Origin of the sequence: Paraburkholderia sp. UCT70 (assembly GCF_050434085.1) — a bacterium.
Classification (GTDB): domain Bacteria; phylum Pseudomonadota; class Gammaproteobacteria; order Burkholderiales; family Burkholderiaceae; genus Paraburkholderia; species Paraburkholderia tuberum.
In genome coordinates this window covers 3,286,681-3,305,374 of record NZ_JBNPVZ010000004.1, presented here as the reverse complement: position 1 = coordinate 3,305,374, position 18,694 = coordinate 3,286,681, and the positions used below count along the sequence as shown (strand labels likewise).

At 62.3% G+C, this 18,694-nt stretch carries 15 protein-coding genes, 1 tRNA gene, 1 pseudogene and 1 other annotated feature; of the genes and pseudogenes, 6 read left to right on the top strand and 11 right to left on the bottom strand.

The features are described 5' to 3' along the window. Positions 1 to 36: 36 nt before the first annotated feature. The 4 genes from htpX to def all read right to left on the bottom strand — a co-directional run bounded on the left by htpX (position 37) and on the right by def (position 3,287). Positions 37 to 894, bottom strand: a complete 858-nt coding sequence (gene htpX, locus OKW41_RS40995; protein WP_018418965.1) for a zinc metalloprotease HtpX — start codon at positions 892 to 894, stop codon at positions 37 to 39. A gap of 105 nt (positions 895 to 999) precedes the next feature. Continuing rightward, positions 1,000 to 1,641: a LysE family translocator gene (locus tag OKW41_RS40990; RefSeq protein WP_429453676.1), complete on the bottom strand. Its 642-nt coding sequence runs from the start codon at positions 1,639 to 1,641 to the stop codon at positions 1,000 to 1,002. 116 nt (positions 1,642 to 1,757) lie between these two features. After that, entirely contained in the window at positions 1,758 to 2,753 is a 996-nt protein-coding gene (gene fmt / locus OKW41_RS40985) for a methionyl-tRNA formyltransferase (RefSeq protein WP_429575969.1), read from the bottom strand. A 30-nt stretch (positions 2,754 to 2,783) separates the two neighbouring features. Continuing rightward, a complete protein-coding gene (gene def, locus OKW41_RS40980) occupies positions 2,784 to 3,287 on the bottom strand; it encodes a peptide deformylase (RefSeq protein ID WP_184051099.1) in 504 nt (167 codons plus the stop codon). Positions 3,288 to 3,564: 277 nt separating this feature from the next. On the opposite strand from def, the gene dprA reads away from it, so the two are divergent. The 3 genes and pseudogenes from dprA to OKW41_RS40965 all read left to right on the top strand — a co-directional run bounded on the left by dprA (position 3,565) and on the right by OKW41_RS40965 (position 8,249). Further along, positions 3,565 to 4,794 (top strand): DNA-processing protein DprA, encoded by a 1,230-nt coding sequence (gene dprA / locus OKW41_RS40975; protein ID WP_429453681.1) that lies wholly within the window; start codon positions 3,565 to 3,567, stop codon positions 4,792 to 4,794. A 101-nt stretch (positions 4,795 to 4,895) separates the two neighbouring features. Beyond that, positions 4,896 to 5,274: pseudogene (locus OKW41_RS40970) on the top strand (thioredoxin family protein). 308 nt (positions 5,275 to 5,582) lie between these two features. Continuing rightward, positions 5,583 to 8,249, top strand: a complete 2,667-nt coding sequence (locus OKW41_RS40965) for a DNA topoisomerase III (protein ID WP_429453683.1) — start codon at positions 5,583 to 5,585, stop codon at positions 8,247 to 8,249. 188 nt (positions 8,250 to 8,437) lie between these two features. Here the strand turns inward: OKW41_RS40965 and OKW41_RS40960 are convergent, their stop codons facing one another. Further along, complete coding sequence (locus OKW41_RS40960) at positions 8,438 to 9,544, bottom strand: LysR family transcriptional regulator (RefSeq protein ID WP_090802249.1); 1,107 nt, start codon at positions 9,542 to 9,544, stop codon at positions 8,438 to 8,440. Positions 9,545 to 9,604: 60 nt separating this feature from the next. Here OKW41_RS40960 and OKW41_RS40955 point away from each other — a divergent pair, with 60 nt between their 5' ends. Next, a complete protein-coding gene (locus OKW41_RS40955) occupies positions 9,605 to 9,874 on the top strand; it encodes a hypothetical protein (RefSeq protein WP_429575968.1) in 270 nt (89 codons plus the stop codon). Between the two features lie 12 nt (positions 9,875 to 9,886). Here the strand turns inward: OKW41_RS40955 and OKW41_RS40950 are convergent, their stop codons facing one another. After that, entirely contained in the window at positions 9,887 to 11,743 is a 1,857-nt protein-coding gene (locus tag OKW41_RS40950; protein ID WP_429575967.1) for a phosphoenolpyruvate carboxykinase (GTP), read from the bottom strand. 386 nt (positions 11,744 to 12,129) lie between these two features. Here OKW41_RS40950 and OKW41_RS40945 point away from each other — a divergent pair, with 386 nt between their 5' ends. Further along, positions 12,130 to 13,143: a D-2-hydroxyacid dehydrogenase family protein gene (locus OKW41_RS40945; RefSeq protein WP_429453688.1), complete on the top strand. Its 1,014-nt coding sequence runs from the start codon at positions 12,130 to 12,132 to the stop codon at positions 13,141 to 13,143. 57 nt (positions 13,144 to 13,200) lie between these two features. Here OKW41_RS40945 and OKW41_RS40940 read toward each other — a convergent pair whose 3' ends face one another. Continuing rightward, positions 13,201 to 14,079 carry a patatin-like phospholipase family protein gene (locus tag OKW41_RS40940; protein ID WP_184025761.1) on the bottom strand — a complete coding sequence of 293 codons (879 nt, stop codon included), beginning with the start codon at positions 14,077 to 14,079 and terminating at the stop codon, positions 13,201 to 13,203. Positions 14,080 to 14,154: 75 nt separating this feature from the next. After that, positions 14,155 to 14,559 carry a PaaI family thioesterase gene (locus tag OKW41_RS40935; protein WP_018418954.1) on the bottom strand — a complete coding sequence of 135 codons (405 nt, stop codon included), beginning with the start codon at positions 14,557 to 14,559 and terminating at the stop codon, positions 14,155 to 14,157. Between the two features lie 200 nt (positions 14,560 to 14,759). Between OKW41_RS40935 and OKW41_RS40930 the strand changes: the two genes are divergently transcribed. Continuing rightward, positions 14,760 to 14,835, top strand: a tRNA-Lys gene (locus tag OKW41_RS40930). A gap of 667 nt (positions 14,836 to 15,502) precedes the next feature. Here OKW41_RS40930 and OKW41_RS40925 read toward each other — a convergent pair. From OKW41_RS40925 to OKW41_RS40915, 3 genes are all read right to left on the bottom strand, one after another. Further along, a protein-coding gene (locus OKW41_RS40925) for an IS3 family transposase (protein ID WP_429571231.1) occupies positions 15,503 to 16,734 on the bottom strand; the annotation gives its coding sequence in 2 pieces (ribosomal slippage) (positions 15,503 to 16,446 and positions 16,446 to 16,734; 1,233 coding nt in all). After that, positions 16,340 to 16,456, bottom strand: a sequence feature (AL1L pseudoknot). It overlaps the preceding gene by 117 nt. A 302-nt stretch (positions 16,735 to 17,036) precedes the next feature. Further along, positions 17,037 to 17,828, bottom strand: coding sequence for a methyltransferase, TIGR04325 family (locus tag OKW41_RS40920; protein WP_429453690.1), 792 nt, complete (start codon positions 17,826 to 17,828; stop codon positions 17,037 to 17,039). Positions 17,829 to 17,839: 11 nt separating this feature from the next. After that, positions 17,840 to 18,643: a methyltransferase, TIGR04325 family gene (locus tag OKW41_RS40915; protein ID WP_429575966.1), complete on the bottom strand. Its 804-nt coding sequence runs from the start codon at positions 18,641 to 18,643 to the stop codon at positions 17,840 to 17,842. Positions 18,644 to 18,694: the final 51 nt, after the last annotated feature.

Genomic DNA, 18,694 nt, shown 5'->3' with positions numbered 1-18,694 from the left:
GTAATTCAGGCTCGACGCGCCGAGCGACGCGGCGCCTCAGTCGAAGCGCCCGGTGCGCGCCATTTCCATCAAACGCGCGATGCGTTCCTCGGTCGCAGGGTGCGTCGAGAACAGACTCGCGATACCGCCGCCCGACAGCGGATTCATGATCATCATCTGCGCGGTGGCCGGATGCGCCTCGGCCGTCGGGAACGGAATGCCGCTCGCATAGCGATGGATCTTGTCGAGCGCCGACGCCAGTGCCTGCGGGTCGCCCGAAATCTGCGCGCCGCCCCGGTCGGCTTCGAATTCGCGCGCACGCGAAATCGCCATCTGGATCAACGCCCCCGCAATCGGCGCGAGCAGCGCAACCGCGATGCTCGCGATCGGGTTCGCGGGACGGCCGTTTTCGTCGCGGCCGCCGAAGAACATCGCGAAGTTCGCCAACGCGGAAATCGCGCCGGCCATGGTCGCCGAAATCGTCGAGATCAGAATGTCGCGATGCTTCACGTGCGCGAGTTCGTGCGCCATTACGCCGCGCATTTCGCGCTCGGACAGTACGCGCAGAATGCCGGTGGTCGCCGCGACTGCCGCGTGCTCCGGGTTGCGGCCGGTGGCGAACGCGTTCGGCGCGTCTTCGTTGATCAGGTAGACGCGCGGCATCGGCAGGTTCGCGCGCGTGGCGAGATCGCGCACCATCCGATAGAACTGCGGCGCGCTGTTTTCGTCGACTTCCTGCGCGTTGTACATGCGCAGGACCATCTTGTCGGAGAACCAGTACGAGAAGAAATTCATCCCAAGGGCGATCACGAGCGCGACCATCATGCCGCGCGACCCGCCGATCATCCCGCCGATCACGATGAAAAGGGCCGTAATCGCGGCCATCAACATCGCGGTTTTCACCCAGTTAAACATGTCTGCAACTCCTTGCCCCGAGCGTGGCCTTCATCTCCGTGCCGCGCGATTGCGGCGCCAGATTGTAAGCGAAATGTTAGATATGGGCGATGCGGGAAAATTCAATCATCGCGAGGCGGTCGCGAGTTTGATGCCCAGGCCGACGAACGCGCTGCCGACGCCGCGATCGAGCAAGCGCTTGACCGCCGGTTTGCCCGAGAAACGCTGCGTGACGCTTCCCGCGATCCACGCGACGAAGCTGTTCCAGACCATGCTCATCAGCACGAAGACCGCGCCGAGCGTGAGAAACGCGAAGGTCTTATGTTTGCTGCCCGTCGTGACGAATTGCGGGAAGAACGACACGAAGAACAGCACGACCTTCGGATTCAGCACGTTGGTCCAGAAGCCCTGCAAGAACAGCTGCCGCAGCGACTTCGGCGTGGACGGCGCGCGCGCGTCGCCGACCGGCGCATCAGCGGCCGGCTTCGCGAAGATCAGGCGCACCCCCAGATAGATCAGATAAATCGCGCCGACGAATTTGACGATGGTGAACGCCGTGGCCGACGCGGCCAGCAGCGCGGTCAGCCCAAACGCGCAGGCAAGCGAGTGAATGCAGCAGCCCGCCGAAATGCCGAGCGCCGACATCAGCCCCGCGCCGCGACCTTGGGCGACGCTGCGCCCGACGATATATGCGGTATCCGGCCCCGGCGTGATGTTCAGGAGAAAAACCGCGACGATGAAAAACCCGAAATGGACGATGCCGAACATGTGATGCACCCTCGAAAACCTGGTCTGCTGCATGGAGGATTCTAACGCGCGTCGCGCTCGCGGCGGGCGCGGAGAACACCGGCCGAATGGACGATGCTCCGGCGTGCGAGACGCGCTTATTGCGTCTCGGGAAGCTGGAAGCGCTGGCCTGCGGCGAGCGACGAGCCAGCAAGGAATTCGCGCACCGGCAGGCGCTTGCCGCCGGGCTTCTGCAATTGCGTCAGACGCAGTGCACCTTCGCCGCAAGCGACCAGCACGCCGTCGGGCGCAACCTCGACGATGGTGCCCGGCGCCTTGTTGCTGCCCGACGCCGGCGAGGCCACGGCGGTGGTGGCCCAGATCTTGACGGTGCTGCCGTCGTCGAGCGTGCCGGCGCCGCCGGGGAACGGGTCGAACGCGCGCACCTGACGCGCAAGCGCCTCGGCCGGCCGGCGCCAGTCGAGCGCCGCTTCGTGCTTGGCGATTTTCTCGGCGTAGGTCACGCCGTCGGCCGGTTGCGGGATCGACGTCAGCTTGCCGCTGCGCTCGAGCTCGATCAGTGCGTCGACGATCAGTTGCGCGCCGTCGCCGGCGAGGCGGTCGTGCAGCGTGGCGGTGGTGTCGTCGGCGGAGATGGGGGTGCGTACTTCGGAAATCATCGCGCCGGTGTCGAGTCCAGCGTCCATCTGCATCAGCGTGATGCCGGTTTGCGCGTCGCCCGCCTCGATCGCGCGATGAATCGGCGCCGCGCCCCGCCAGCGTGGCAGCAGCGACGCGTGGATGTTGATGCAGCCGAAGCGCGGAATGTCGAGCACTTCCTGCGGCAGGATCAGCCCGTAGGCGGCGACAACCATCACGTCGTGCGGCGTCGCGCGCAGTTGCTCGATGCCGGCGGCGGCTTCCTGTGGATATTTGCCAGCGCGGCGCAGCGACGTGGGCTGCGCAACCGCGAGACCGTGCTCCTGCGCGTAGCGCTTGACCGGACTCGCCTGCAGCTTCATGCCGCGACCCGCCGGCCGGTCCGGCTGCGTCAAGACGAGCGGCACGGCAAACCCGGCGCAATGAATCGCGGCCAGCGCGGCCGCGGCGAATTCCGGTGTACCGGCAAAGATAACGCGCAACGAATGACTCATGAATGGGGCGGTAGGCAAGTTGAAAGCGCGTTACATCGCGTGGGCGAGTTTCTTCATCTTGCTCTTGATGCGCGTTTGCTTCAGCGGCGACAGATATTCGACGAACACGCGGCCCATCAGGTGATCCATCTCGTGCTGGATGCACACGGCGAGCAGCCCCTCGCAATCGAGCTCGAACGTTTCGCCCTTCTCGTTGAGCGCACGCACGCGCACTTTCTCGGCACGCTCGACGTTGTCGTAGATCCCGGGCACCGACAGGCAGCCCTCTTCCGACAACTTCCTCTCATCGCTCGACCAGACGATTTCCGGATTGATGAACGCGAGCAGTTCGTCGTGCGTTTCCGACACGTCGATCACGATCACGCGTTCGTGCACGTCCACCTGGGTGGCGGCGAGGCCGACGCCGGGCGCCGCGTACATCGTTTCGGCCATGTCCGCGACGAGACGGCGGATACGGTCGTTGACCTCCGGGACTGGCTTCGCCACCTTATGCAGCCGTTTGTCCGGGTAATTGAGGATGCTCAGTAAAGCCATGATTTCGAGTGTGATTTGAGACGCCGCCAACCGTTGGAGGCTCGCGTTGGCCATTTGGCCAGGTTGTGAGCCCGTCGCAATACGCAGAGGATAGATGGTGTCGAACCAGTTCGATTCAACGCGCCTCGTGCGCCCGACGACGAACCCGCGCCGGTAAGCGCGGCGCCGCGATTATTCGCGGCTCATTGCCGTTTTATTTCCGCGTTTTTATTTCGGATGATGAAAATTTTAGCATGGCGCCCGCCTGCCCGCAGGCCCCGCCAGAGGAGCGACCCGCATGCAGACCTTGCCCGCGACCCGTATCGAACTTGCCGCCTGGCTGCGGTTGTCACTTGCGCCGGGCCTCAAACCCGCGGCGTTGCGCCTGTTGCTGGGCGCATTCGGGCTGCCGCAGGCGCTGTTGGCGCAGTCGCCGGAGACGCTCGCGGAGGTCGCCGGTGACGCCGCGGCGCGCGCGGTGCTGGCGCCGCCGGGTCCAGCGTTCGACGGCCAGCTCGATGCAGTGCTCGCATGGCGCGAGCAGCCGGGCAACCAGATCGTCACACTCGACGATCCCGCCTATCCGCCCGCGCTGCTGACGACGCCCGATCCGCCACCGCTCCTATATATAAAGGGCCGGCTTGATTTGCTGCATACGCGCGCGGTCGCTCTGGTAGGCAGCCGCAGCGCGACGCCGCAGGGCATCGAGGATGCGCGGCGGTTCGCGCGAGAACTGTCGGCGGCGGGCGTGACGGTCGTATCGGGGCTCGCACTCGGCATCGACGGCGCCGCGCATCGGGGCGGGTTGGAAGGTGTCGGCGGAACGGTCGCGGTGGTCGGCACCGGCGCGGACCTCGTATATCCCGCCGCGCATCAAGCACTCGCGCGGCAGATCGCGGCGCAGGGTGCGATTCTCTCGGAGTGGCCGCTCGGCACGCCGGCACGCGCCGCCAACTTCCCACAGCGCAACCGGTTGATCGCTGGGCTGGTCAGCGGAGTCGTGATCGTCGAGGCGGCTATGCGTTCCGGTTCGCTGATTACCGCGCGGCTTGCCAATGAGATGGGGCGCGACGTGTTCGCGTTGCCAGGATCGATTTACGCGCCGTTGTCGCGCGGCTGTCATCGGATGATCAAGCAGGGAGCGCGGCTCGTGGAAACGCCTGACGAGGTGCTGGAGGAGCTCGGTTTTGCCCGGCGGCCGGCGGGCGATGCGAGACGCTCGGCGAAGCGGGCCGTGCCGCTGGAGCATGCGGGTTTGCACGTTTCGTCGGGTGGGACCGCTTTGCCCGCTACGACCGCAGCCTTCGCCGACTCACCGTCGTCCGGGCCGGCCCCGCAGCCGGCGCTCGCCCCTGACGCACAGCGTCTGCTGGCCGCGCTCGGCCATTCGCCGACCACGCTTGAAATTCTCGCCGCCCGTACCGAAATGGAGAACGCCGCCCTGCACGCCGCCTTGCTCCGGCTCGAACTCGCCGGCGAGGTCACGCTGCTGCCCGGCGGCCGCTTCATGCGAGCCCATCATGACTGAGCCGAGACTGACCGGCGTCAACGCAGATTGGCAACTTTTCGCGACCGGCCATGCTACATTCGCGCCAAAGCACCCGACAAAGCACACAAGGAAATCACTTCATGCCCGCGCTGAACCTCGACACCGACCAGGACCGCGATCGCCGAGCGCGTCAACGAACCCGACACACTGTTCGTTGCATGCCTGTGCGCGGAGTGGTGCGGAACGTGTCGCGAGTACCGGGACACCTTCAACCAACTGGCCGAGCGGCACCCGGAAGTCTGTTTCGCATGGATCGACATCGAAACTCATGCGGATCGGTTCGACGATCTGGACGTCGAGAATTTCCCGACCGTCCTGATCGAAGACTCGGTGACGACACGGTTTTTCGGTACGGTTTTGCCACAGGTGTCGATCGTCGAGCGGATGCTGTCGGATCTGACCGCGCTGCCCGGCGTAACCGGTGCGCCGAAGCTGCGGCCGGCGCTGGCGGTCGCCTGAAGGCGGCCTCGCGCGCCGCCCGGTCAAACGGAAAGCCTCGCGACGCGCGGCTTGCGGCACAGGCCCCCGTCGATCATTTGGGACAGCATCGCGGCTGGCATCGCTGTCCGCACGCGGCGTTTGCCGCAGTTGATCAACCGCTGGACGCGCAATTATGATGACGCGCTTTTATGGCACTTGACCCGTTGGGTTCGCACCGTGTGCTATAAAGCGGTCGTTATTGGGTCGAAAGAGGTCTCAAGCGAGCGTCGCGCGCCATGTTGGCCCTCAAGGCCACCAATCCGGATCTACCAACCTCACATCGAGTCATGTCCAAAGCACTGATCATCGCCGAAAAGCCTTCTGTCGCGAACGACATCGCGCGCGCTTTGGGCGGCTTTACCAAGCATGACGAGTACTACGAAAGCGACGACTACGTCCTTTCGTCGGCAGTGGGCCACCTGCTGGAAATCGCCGCGCCCGACGACTACGAAGTCAAGCGCGGCAAGTGGAGCTTTGCCAATCTGCCCGTCATTCCTCCGCATTTCGATCTGAATCCGATCGCGAAGAGCGAGTCGCGCCTGAAGGTGCTGACCAGGCTGATGAAGCGCAAGGACATCGACCGTCTGATCAACGCATGCGACGCGGGGCGCGAGGGCGAACTGATTTTCCGCCTGATCGCGCAGCACGCGAAAGCCAAACAGCCGGTGCAAAGGCTGTGGCTGCAGTCGATGACGGCCGGCTCGATCCGCGACGGTTTCGCGCGTCTGCGCAGCGACGAAGAGATGCAGCCGCTCGCCGACGCGGCGCGCTGCCGCTCGGAGGCGGACTGGCTCGTCGGCATCAACGGCACGCGCGCGATGACCGCGTTCAACAGCAAGGGCGGCGGCTTTTTCCTGACCACGGTCGGGCGCGTGCAGACGCCGACGCTATCGATCGTCGTCGAGCGCGAAGAGAAGATTCGACGCTTCGTGCCGCGCGACTACTGGGAAGTGAAGGCGGAGTTCGTCTGCGCGGCCGGCTTCTACGAAGGCCGCTGGTTCGACCCGAAATTCAAGCGCGACGAGTTCGACCCGGAAAAGCGCGATTCGCGCCTCTGGTCGTTGCCCGCCGCCGAGACGATCGTCGCGGCCTGTCGCGGCCAGCTGGGTGTGGTGACCGAGGAGTCGAAGCCCTCGACGCAGCTGTCGCCCGCCCTCTTCGACCTGACCAGTCTGCAGCGGGAAGCCAACGGCCGTTTCGGCTTTTCTGCGAAGAACACGCTGGGCCTCGCTCAGGCGCTGTACGAAAAGCACAAGGTGCTGACCTATCCGCGAACCGACGCGCGCGCGCTGCCGGAAGACTATCTGGACACGGTCAAGCAGACGCTCGGCATGCTCAAGGAGGGCAACAACTACCTGCCGTTCGCGAAACAGGTGCTCGACAAGGGCTGGGTCAAGCCGAACAAGCGCATCTTCGACAACTCGAAGATCAGCGACCACTTCGCAATCATTCCGACGCTGCAGGCGCCGAAGAGTCTGTCCGAGCCGGAACAGAAGCTCTACGACCTCGTCGTGAAGCGCTTCCTCGCGGTGTTCTTCCCCGCCGCCGAATACCGTGTGACGACGCGTATCACCGAGGTGGTCGGCCATCACTTCAAGACCGAGGGCAAGGTGCTGGTCGAGCCGGGTTGGCTGCAGATCTACGGCCGTGAAACCAGCGGCGATGACGCGAACCTCGTGCCGGTACAGAAGGACGAAAAGGTCAAGACCGACAAGATCGCCGCGCAGCAACTGGTCACGAAGCCGCCCGCACGCTACAACGAAGCGACGCTGCTGTCGGCGATGGAAGGTGCGGGCAAGCTGGTCGAAGACGACGAATTGCGCGAAGCGATGGCGGCCAAGGGTCTCGGCACGCCGGCGACGCGCGCGGCGATCATCGAAGGTCTGCTCACCGAAAAGTATCTGATCCGCGAAGGCCGCGATCTGATTCCGACAGCCAAGGCCTTCCAGTTGATGACGCTGCTGCGCGGCCTCGGCGTGAAAGAGCTGACCGCGCCGGAACTGACCGGCGAGTGGGAATATAAGCTGTCGCAGATGGAGCGCGGCAACCTGCCGCGCGACGCGTTCATGCAGGAAATCGCGCGCATGACGCAGACTATCGTCAAGCGCGCGAAGGAATACGATTCCGACACGATCCCGGGCGATTACGCGACATTGCAGACACCTTGCCCGAATTGCGGTGGCCAGGTGAAGGAAAACTACCGGCGTTTCGCGTGCTCGAAGTGCGAGTTCTCGATCTCGAAGATTCCGGGCGGTCGTCAGTTCGAGATCCCCGAAGTCGAAGAACTGCTGCAGAACAAGACGATCGGGCCGCTGTCAGGTTTCCGCAGCAAGATGGGGCGGCCGTTCTCGGCGATCCTGAAACTGTCGCTCGACGACGAGATCAAGAATTACAAGCTCGAGTTCGACTTCGGCCAGGACGCGGCCGGCGAAGATGGCGAGCCGCCCGACTTCTCCGATCAGCAGCCGGTCGGCGCGTGTCCGAAGTGCCAAGGCCGCGTTTTCGAGCACGGCATGAGCTACGTCTGCGAAAACTCGGTGGCGAATCCGAAGTCGTGCGACTTCCGTTCCGGCAAGGTGATCCTGCAGCAGGAAATCGCCCGCGAGCAGATGGCCAAGCTGCTCGAGGAGGGTCGCACCGATCTGCTGACGAACTTCAAGTCGTCGCGTACCGGCCGTAACTTCAAAGCTTTCCTCGTCAAGCAGAACGACGGCAAGATCGGCTTCGAATTCGAGAAGAAGGAGCCGGCGGCGGCGAAGACCGCAGCGGCGAAGACGTCGGGCGCTCGTTCTGCGGCCAAGGCGATGCCGGAAGCGGACGAAGGTGATACCGCGGTGGCCGTGAAGGCCGAGCCGGCGGAAAAGAAGGTGGCGGCGAAGAAGGCGCCCGCCGCCAAGACCGCGGCGGCCAGGAAGGCACCGGCGAAAAAGACCGCGGCGCGAAAAACCGGCTAGTAGGGCGAGATTCGGATCGGCGGCTCGCGGTGGTAGCAGGAATAGCTACATTAGCCACCGCAGTCGGCGATCCGTGCACAGCCCGCGGTGTAGTCCGCATCTGTCCATGAAAAAAGGCGCAGTCACTTGAGGTGACTGCGCCTTTTTAATGCCGGCCCGCAACGCTGCGGGCTTCGACATTCAGAGATTTACAGCGGCGACAACGCCGTCGGGCGTGGACTGCGATTGGACGACTTCGTCATCGGCTTCGGCACGGCCGGCGACAGCTCGCTATCGAGAAGCCGCGACAGCGGCTCGGCGCCATCGAACGCTTCCGGTGCGCGCGACTCGGCAGTCTCGAACGCGGCCGACGTCGCCGGACGCTCCAGACCGTCCTTGATCCACTGCTCGCCGAGCACGCTGTTCGGCGTCTGGTTGAAGTGCTCGACCAGATGGTCGATGAACGTGCGCACCTTGGCCGGCAGGTGACGGCGGCTTGGGTACGCAATATTGATTTCGACCTGCGGCAAACGGTAATCGCCGAGCAAACGCACGAGCCGGCCGCGCGTCATGTCGCGACCGATGAGATAGCTCGGCAGAATCGCGGTGCCCATGCCGAGCAGCGCAAACTGTCTCAGCATCTCCGTGTTGTTCGCGACGATCACGTTCGACGGCCGCACGCGCACTTCGCCTTCCGGCCCCGTAAACACGCGTTCATCACCCCAGTATTCGGATGGCAGGCTCAGGCACGGGTGCTCGAGCAGATGTTCGGGACGCGTCGGCATGCCATGTTTTTCCAGATAAGCCGGCGTCGCGCAGACGGTCATGCAGCCCGTGGTCAGACGCCGCGTAACGATACTCGCGCTGCGCATTTGCCGCGCGATCACGACGCCGACGTCGAAGCCCTCCTCGACGAGGTCCACCTGACGATCGACCAGCGTGACGTCGGGAATGACTTTCGGATAGCGCTCCGCGTACGTTTGCAGCACGGGCGCGAGATTATGCAGCCCGAACACGACGGGCGCGACGATGCGTAGCGTGCCGACGGGTTCGTGATTGCGAGCGACCACCATCTGTTCGACGTCTTCCAGTTCGTCGAGAATCTGACGGGCGCGCTCGAGGTAGACCTGACCGGATTCGGTCAGCGACAAGCTGCGGGTCGTGCGATTGAGCAGCCGCGTACCAAGACGGCCCTCGAGGTCGGCAACGTGACGGGTGGCGACCGCGTTGGAAATATCCATCGCGCTCGCGGCGCGGGCGAAACTGCCGAGATCCGCCACCTTGACGAAAACTCGCATCGACTGCAAATGATCCATAGGACAACTCCCTGCCTGGTTACTGCTTCCTGACAATTGGTGAAAACCAGTGAAGCGAACTTGGAATTCTCCTACGACTCGCAAAATCGTGCAGAAGTTGCCCGCAAAATAGGAAATATTGTCAATTTTGGTACGACTGTGTCGATAAAACCGGGGTCCGACCAGCGATTATTCCCAAATCAAAAACAATCTGCTGCGCTGCAGCTTGCTCTGTCTTTTTTGTTCGAACAGACGCAACGGTCGTTCGGCCATTGCGGAATTCGAAGAGACGGAAAAAACCGGGCACCCAACGAAAAAAACCGCCCGACGGCGGCTTTTTATGCTGAGTGAGGACTCACTTAATCAAGCTGTGAGTTTTTCCTCGAGCGCGCGCTTCGCCTCAGTCAGTGCCGGCGGCAGACCGTGTTGCAGCGTGTCAAACAGCTTCGTGTGCAACACGAGCTCGTCGCGCCATGCAGCGTCATCGACGGAAATCACCTGCTCGAACTGCTCGCGGCTGAAGTTCAGCCCGCTCCAGTCGATGTCCTCATAGTGCGGCGAAATGCCGAACGCATGCTCTTCGCCCTGCGCGGTGCCTTCGATGCGGCCGACCATCCAGCTCAGCACGCGCATGTTCTCGCCGAAGCCAGGCCACACGAACTTGCCGTCCGCGCCCTTGCGGAACCAGTTCACGCAGAAGATTCTCGGCAGCTTCGCGCTCAACTGCTGCAGACGCTCGCCGGTCTTCAGCCAATGGCTGAAATAATCGCTCATGTTGTAGCCGCAGAACGGCAGCATCGCGAACGGATCGCGGCGCACCACGCCCTGCTGTCCAGCCGCCGCGGCGGTGGTTTCAGAGCCCATCGTCGCCGCCATGTAGACGCCCTCGACCCAGTTGCGCGCTTCGGTGACGAGCGGCACGGTGGTCGAGCGGCGGCCACCGAAGATGAATGCGTCGATTGCGACACCGGCCGGGTTTTCCCAGTCCGCATCGATCGACGGGCACTGCGAAGCCGGCGCCGTGAAGCGCGCGTTCGGATGCGCCGCCTTGCGGCCGGTTTCCTTCGCCTCGGCTGGCGTCCAGTCCTTGCCCTGCCAGTCGATCAGATGCGCCGGCGGCTCGTCGGTCATGCCTTCCCACCAGACGTCGCCGTCGTCGGTCAACGCGACATTCGTGAAGATCACGTTTTCCTTCAACGTGGCGAGCGCGTTGTAGTTGGTCTTTTCGCTCGTGCCGGGCGCGACGCCGAAGTAGCCGGCTTCCGGATTGATCGCGTACAGGCGGCCGTCCTTGCCCGGTTTGATCCACGCGATGTCGTCGCCGATCGTCGAGATTTTCCAGCCGTTCAGGCCCGCAGGCGGGATCAGCATCGCAAAGTTGGTCTTGCCGCACGCCGACGGAAACGCCGCCGCCACGTGATGCTTGCGCCCGTCCGGCGAGGTGACGCCGAGAATCAGCATGTGTTCGGCGAGCCAGCCCTCGTCGCGGCCCATTGTCGATGCGATGCGCAGCGCGAAGCACTTCTTGCCGAGCAGCGCATTGCCGCCATAGCCCGAACCAAAGCTCCAGATTTCGCGCGATTCGGGGAAATGCACGATGTACTTGGTCTTGTTGCAAGGCCACGACACGTCCTGCTCGCCCGCCGCGAGCGGCGCGCCGACCGAATGCACGCACGGCACGAACTCGCCGTCCTCGCCGAGCACGTCATACACCTTGCGGCCCATGCGCGTCATGATGCGCATATTGGTCGCAACATACGGGCTGTCGCTCAACTCGACGCCGATATGCGCGATCGGCGAGCCGAGCGGGCCCATCGAGAACGGCACCACGTACATCGCGCGGCCGCGCATCGCGCCATCGAACAGGCCGTCGAGCGTCGAGCGCATTTCGGCCGGGGCGATCCAGTTGTTGGTGGGGCCGGCGTCCTCGGCGCGCTGCGAGCAGATGAAGGTGCGATCCTCGACGCGCGCGACGTCGGACGGATCGGACCAGGCGAGATAGGAATTGGGACGCTTGGCGGAGTTGAGTTTCTTTAGCGTTCCGGCTTCGACCATCTGCGCGCACAGGCGGTCATATTCTTCCTGCGAGCCGTCGCACCAGATCACTTTTTCAGGCTTGGTCAGCGCGGCGATGCGCTGGACCCAGTCGATCAGCTTGCGGTGTTTGACCCATGTGGGCGCCTCGATAGTGGGCTGCCCTTCGAACGAGGGATGATTCATCGACTTGTCTCCGTTTGAAGCAATAGAAAAACGATACAAGCCCGGGGACGCTGCATGCGAGAGGCATTGAATTCATCGCGCCGACGTGTCAATTTTCCACTGGCGGCGCATGATTGCGCAGATCGTCCTGGGCCACACAGCTTGCCAGGCGGAGGCGCGCTTCCTGCAAGGCTTCTGCAACCTTGTGTAAAGCGGCTTGCCTCAACACGCAACAAACTGCTAAAAACGTTCTCAATCCGCCCTCACGTAGCGTTGCCGTTCGTTTGTGTGCGACAGCTTCTACGGTAGGACATCTAGCCAGACCAACGTGTGCCCTAAGTCACATGATGGGACAGTCAGCATAACATTCCGTTCGCACCAACGAGGTGCGCCGCAAATTACATACCATGAAGATTGCCATCCTCGACGATTACCAGGACGCCGTTCGCAAGCTCGACTGCTTTCAATTGCTGGCCGACCAGGAAGTCAAAGTATTCAACAATACCGTGCGCGGTCTCGGACAACTTGCGAGCCGTCTTGCGGAAGTCGACGCCCTCGTTCTGATTCGCGAACGTACCCGCATCACGTCGCAACTACTCGACAAGCTGCCGCGTTTGCGCATGATCAGTCAGACTGGCAAAGTGTCGAGCCACATCGATCTGGCGGCCTGTACCGAGCGCGGCATTGCCGTGCTCGAGGGCAGCGGTTCGCCGGTCGCGCCGGCCGAGCTGACGTGGGCACTCATCATGGCCGCCCAACGGCGTATTCCGCAATACGTGGCAAACCTTAAACAGGGCGCCTGGCAGCAGTCGGGGCTGAAGACGTCGGCGCTGCCGCCGAACTTCGGTTTGGGGCAAGTGCTGCGCGGACAGACGCTAGGGGTCTGGGGCTACGGCAAGATCGGCCGACTGCTCGCTGGCTACGGCAAGGCGTTCGGCATGAACGTGCTGATCTGGGGCCGCGAGCACTCGCGCGAAGCCGCTCGAGCCGATGGCTATGGCGTCGCGGCGAGTCGTGAGGACCTGTTCGAGACCAGCGATGTGCTGTCCCTGCATCTTCGTCTGCACGACGACACGCGTGGCATCGTCAAGCAGGACGATTTGATGCGCATGAAACCGACCGCGCTGCTCGTGAACACGAGCCGCGCCGAGCTGCTCGAAGAGAGTGCGCTGGTGAACGCGCTGTCACACAACCGTCCGGGGATGGTCGCGATCGACGTCTACGAAAGCGAGCCGATCCTGCAAGGCTACAGCCTGCTGCGCATGGAGAACGTGATCTGCACGCCGCACATCGGCTACGTCGAGCGCGAGAGCTACGAGCTGTATTTTTCGGCGGCGTTCAACAACATCCTCGCGTTCGATGCCGGCGATACCGCCAGTGTCGCGAATCCGGAGGCGTTGCAGGGCGGGCGTCGGCGGTGATTGGCGGGCGAGGCGGCCGGCGGATCAGATGTGTGCCCGCCCGCCCCGCCGCGTCGCTCATCGCGCTTCGTGCGCTCCCGCCTCCATCAATGCAGGGATGCGTTCAAGGAAGACCTCACCGTCGGCACGGCCAAGGTTATAGGCGTGCACCATCTGCGACGGACTCGTGTAATCCCAACTCGAAATCGGCACCTTGCGCGACGGTTGCACGTAAAGCCGCTGCTGGACGCCGTGTGGCACGACGAACATCTGCGGCCGCGGATAAAGACGCGTGACCATCACGAGCACGTTGCCCGGCGCGTCGGCATCTAGCGCGCCGACCGGCACGTTGTCGACCATGCCGCCGTCCAGCACCGGCCGGCCGTTGCGCCGCAGAACCGGCGTGAACGGCGGTGTACTCGACGATTGCAGGATCAGGTCGGCCAACTCGTCGACGCTCGCGCAATCCTGCGCGCGCACGAATTCCGGATGAAAGCCAAGCGTCCGACCGAGCGTCGGATGCAGCGTCTTGCGTACGTATTTTTCGATGTTGTACGCGACCAGCCCTGCCGCGACCGCACTTCTCGCGCCGAGCCAGCGCGGCAGATGCGACACGCCGATGCGGATTTCCGGCGCCTGCGCGAGCCTGGAAAACTTGTCGCCATAGATATCGAGCAGCGCTTGACGGTAGATCCGGTAATGCGGGAACACCGACTCGCCGCGCAGCAGATTGCCCCAGTAGGCGTTGCGCGTGTTATGGCGCAGTGCGTCTTCGTAATAGCGCATAACCCAGTCGGAGTCGCCGCGCGTGTAAATCATGCACGCGGTCGCGGCGCCGGCCGAAATGCCGGTGATCACGCGCGGACGGATGTCGAGCTGTGGCTGCACGACGTCCCAGAAACCCGCCTGCCACCAGCAGCGGTTGCCGCCGCCGGCGAATACGACCTGATCGAACATGCTGCTTTTCCTTGCTTTCCTTTGCTCTTGCTGCGCGCAGATTGTGTTGGCGGCCCCCTCGGGTCCGACGCGCATTCACTCGAGCAGCGCGTAAGTCGTAGTGGCTTGAACCGCCATGTTGCCGCCTTCGTCGAACAGTTCGACTTCGCCAAACACGAGATTGCGGCCCATGCGCAGCACGCGCGCCTTGATCAGCACATCGCCCTTGCGGACCGCGCGCATGAAGTTGATGTTCAGCGACACCGTGCTCATCGGCTTGAAGCCGCCGAGCGCGGCGGTGATGGCGACGACCATCGCCGTATCCGCGGCCGCCATGAATACCTGGCCGCTGATCATGCCGCCCGAGTGTCGCCACTCGCCAGAGAACGGCAGACGCAGCGTGGCACTTTCCTCGTCGACCTTGATCGGCGTCAACGTGAGCGCCCGGACCCAGGGGGCGAGAACTCGGTCGAGTAGCTCGGTAATCTCTTTGTCATCCATGGGAATCCCCGGGCGAAAGCCGCGATGCTGCGTGCGGGAGGTGTCCGCGACATGATACCGGCAGCGTTGGACGCGTCGATGTTTTCGGGATGGCGGCTTTGTCGAGGGAACGCTCAAGTTCGGGCGATGCGATCTTTTTAATAAAACTGCGAAAAGGGCTTGGCAATCTCGAAAAGATCCTGCATAATCTCGCTTCTATTGGGGCGTTAGCTCAGTTGGTAGAGCAGCGGACTCTTAATCCGTAGGTCGAGTGTTCGAGTCACTCACGCCCCACCAAGAAATTCAAGCACTTAGCCCAGTCATCGCGACTGGGCTTTTTGCATTCTGACGCCCATGTAACCGCTGTGTAACCAGCTTTCGAGGCTGCGGGTGCGCTCCCATGTCGCCATAGATGCTCAATGCCGCGGCGTCCCTCCACGGGGACGAACTGTTCTTCAATATAACAACCGCGGTCAGCCCATGCTCGGCATTTTGCGAACTTTCACTGTCTCTTTCCGATCGCCGCTTTCGCGCTGAGCAACCAACCGCGCAGTCTCTATCGTCCGGGCACCAACAATCAGGAAAACCATGGGTTTGCTGTTTCGAGATCGGCGGTTTGAGCACCCCACAGCCTACCGGCGCGCGGCACCTTATCGGCCGTGTCTCCGCGCAGGGCTCACGACGACACCCAACCTGATCGTTGGTCGACTGCCGCCTTCGAAGAACTGACGGCGTTATCAGCGCGCTTTTAAATCCACGCCTTACGCAACTCGCGATACGTAAACCAAGCTACACAGGGCAAATCCGGATCAAACCGGGACGCCATCAGTGCAATTTAGCTGCAGTGCCTTTAGTTGCGCGTCCGCTCAGACGCGATTGAGCGTTCCGTTAGCACTCGACGATTCCGCGGAAAGGTCGCGGACGCGGTACTGAACCGCCCCGGGAATCGTGGAGGCTGGTTGGTTTAAGTTAATGCGGGTTCGGCGACCGATGTTTCAAGTTGCCGATAGTAGTTTGCCTCAGCTTCAGCCGGCGGGATGTAGCCGATGGGTTCCATCAATCGATGATGATTGAACCAGGCCACCCATTCCAGCGTTGCCAACTCGACGGACTCGCGTGTTTTCCAGGTGCGGCGATGAATCAGTTCGGCCTTGTACAAACCGTTGATTGTCTCGGCCAGTGCGTTGTCGTAACTGTCGCCACGGCTACCAACCGAGGGCTCGATGCCCGCTTCGGCCAGTCGCTCGCTATAGCGAATGCTGACGTATTGCGAGCCTCTGTCGGAGTGATGTATCAACGTTCCATCTCCGCCTGGGCGCCGCGCATAAAGTGCCTGTTCAAGTGCATCCAGAACGAAGTCTGTAGTCATCGACGAACTGACGCGCCAGCCGACAATCCGTCGGGCGAACACGTCGATCACGAAGGCCACGTAGAGCCAGCCCTGCCACGTCGAGACATAGGTGAAATCAGAAACCCAGAGCTCGTTTGGCCGGTCCGCCCTGAACTGCCGGTTGACCCGATCCAGCGGGCGAGCGGCCGCCGCATCGGCAATGGTCGTGCGAACACGTTTGCCTCGCGTTACGCCACGCAAACCCAGTTGCTTCATCAGCCGTTCGACCGTACAGCGAGCCACCGCAATGCGCTCCCGGTTCATCTGCTTCCAGACTTTATCCGCTCCGTAGACACGCATGTTGGCTTGCCAGACACGCTGGATCTCAGGCCGCAGGCGTTCATCGCGTATCGCACGTGCGCAGCGGCGCGACGGATCGCGAAGCTGCGCAGCATGGCGCCGGTAGCCCGACGGGGCAATCCGCAAGACCTTGCAGATCGGCTCGACCCCGAAGGTGTCTCGATGCTGATCGATGAAGGCCTTCAGGACTTCAGGCGGCGGTCGAGCTCCGCCTGGGCGAAAAACGCACTCGCCAGTTTCAGAATCTCGTTGGCGCGGCGCAGTTCCTTGACTTCGCGCTCCAGTGCCTTAAGACGTTCGCGTTCCGACGTGCTCACGCCCTCGCGCTCGCCGCTATCGACTTCATCTCGTTTGACCCACCCCAGCAATGTCTGGCTCGTGCAGCCGATCTTGGGGGCGATGGATTCGATCGCCGCCCACTGTGACGGATACTCGCCCCGATGCTCTTGCACCATGCGCACTGCACGTTCCCGGACTTCAGCAGAAAATTTGTTCGACTTGTTCATGGCTCCATTCTCTCAAGAGTTGGAGCCTCCACCAAATCCGGGGCGGTTCAGTACTCCGGCAACAACGGTCCACATAGGACGACCTGACAGTAGGCATTCTTGAATAGGCTCATGCGCTGGAACACCGTCTGCTCGTGCATCGGCCAGAAGAAGGGCCGCGTGCCTATGCCTTTCCCGCCTAGGAGCTTCATCGCTCTGGGCCATGAAGTCCGTATCTTTCACTCTGGTCTCGAAATTCTTGTCACGATGACGATCCGCGGGCGGCTGTGCCGCTCGCCGTATATGCGCAACGATCGAGTCGATCATCGTCGACCTGATGCATAGTAGGCACGGCCCAGATAGCGAGACTCGATGTGGGCGCGATCGAAGCCGTCCCATTCGCAGATCGCGGTATAGCCGAGTTCGTTCATGAGGCGCTCGAAGTTTTGCATCGAGAAAAACCGGTGGGGATAGGAAGCCTTGTGTATGGAAGCGCGTTGGACGGTGATTCGGTCTTGCGCTGTGTCGATGAAGGGCGTGCGGTCGATAATGATCCATTTCGACATACGCGCCGCTTCCTGAAGATGGACGAACGGATCTTCGACACATTGGAGCGACCCGGAGAACAAGGTAATGTCGATGGCGCTTCTCGTTGCCGCGTCTCCAAGCGAGAGATAGAACTTCAGGATGTCGTCCTCGAAATCCCGTCTTCCCACTTTGACGTAGTTGCTCTGCTCGACGATAGACCACTGCAGGACTTCGATCCGCTGCAGAAACTTCTTGTGTTGATAGTAGAAGCTGCCGAGCGACCCGCCGAAATCGACCACATGAAGATTGCGCGGCTTCATGATTGCAGCGTGAAGCAGACAACCGAGCAGCGGCCAGCGGAATGCCTCCTGCTCGAAGCAGACAGAATCACGTTCGAACGCAGCCTCGCCCTGTTTGACCCTCAAGGCCGATGCGTGCACCTTTTGGAGTATGGCCGGGTCATCGTAACCGTCGGCCGCCGCGAGTGCGGCTGACCAGGACGGGTAGCGGCCAATGAACTCGGCGGTCCAGCGAGACCGCCAGAATGCCGGCGAGAGAAGATGACTCAGCGTTCGCATGTTTTGCATTCTCCGCATCGTTACGGTCTGCGTTGCACGGCCGGATCGGTCTTTCGGTACATGCGGCCCAAATAGCGACATGTGTTGTCTGCGCGATCAAAGCCATTCCATTCGCAAAAGGAGGCGTAACCGAGGTTCGTCATGAAACGATCGAACTTCTCCTTCGCGAAAAAGCGGTGAGGATAAGACGCCTTGTAAATCGAAGCGCGAGCGCGCTGGACGGCGATACGGTCCTGGCTCTCGTCGATGAACGGAGTGCGGTCGATCATGATGCAGTCCGCCAAGGCGGCCGCCTGCATGATCTGATCGAATGGGTCATCGAGATACTGCAGTGATCCGGAGAACAGCGTAACGTCGATGGCGCTTCTCGTCGCTGTGTCTGCGAGCGTTGGAAAGAACTTCAGGGTCTCATCCTCGAAATCCTGGCGCCCGACTCTGACGTAGTCGCTTTGCTCGATAACCGACCATTGCAGGCTTTGGATCTGATGCAGAAACTTCCGGTGTTGAAAATAAAAACTGCCTAGTGATCCCCCGAAGTCGGCAACATGCAAGCTATCCCGATTCATTATTGCGGCGTGGAGCAGGACACTGAGCAACGGCCAACGGAATTCTTCCTTCTGGAAGCAGACCGAATCTCGTTCAAAGGTGGCCTCACCTCGTTTGACCTTCAAGGCTGACGCGTGCACCGTTTCGAGTATGCGCTGGTCATCGTATCCGTCGGCCGCTGCGAGAGCAGCCGACCAGGACGGATAGCGTCCTATGAACTCAGCGGTGAAATGAGACCGCCAATGCGCTGGCGAGAGAAGATGACTTAGCGTTGGCATTTTCGAACCGTCCGGTTGCCGCTCATCGGATTGCCGCGAGCGCTCCGTGAG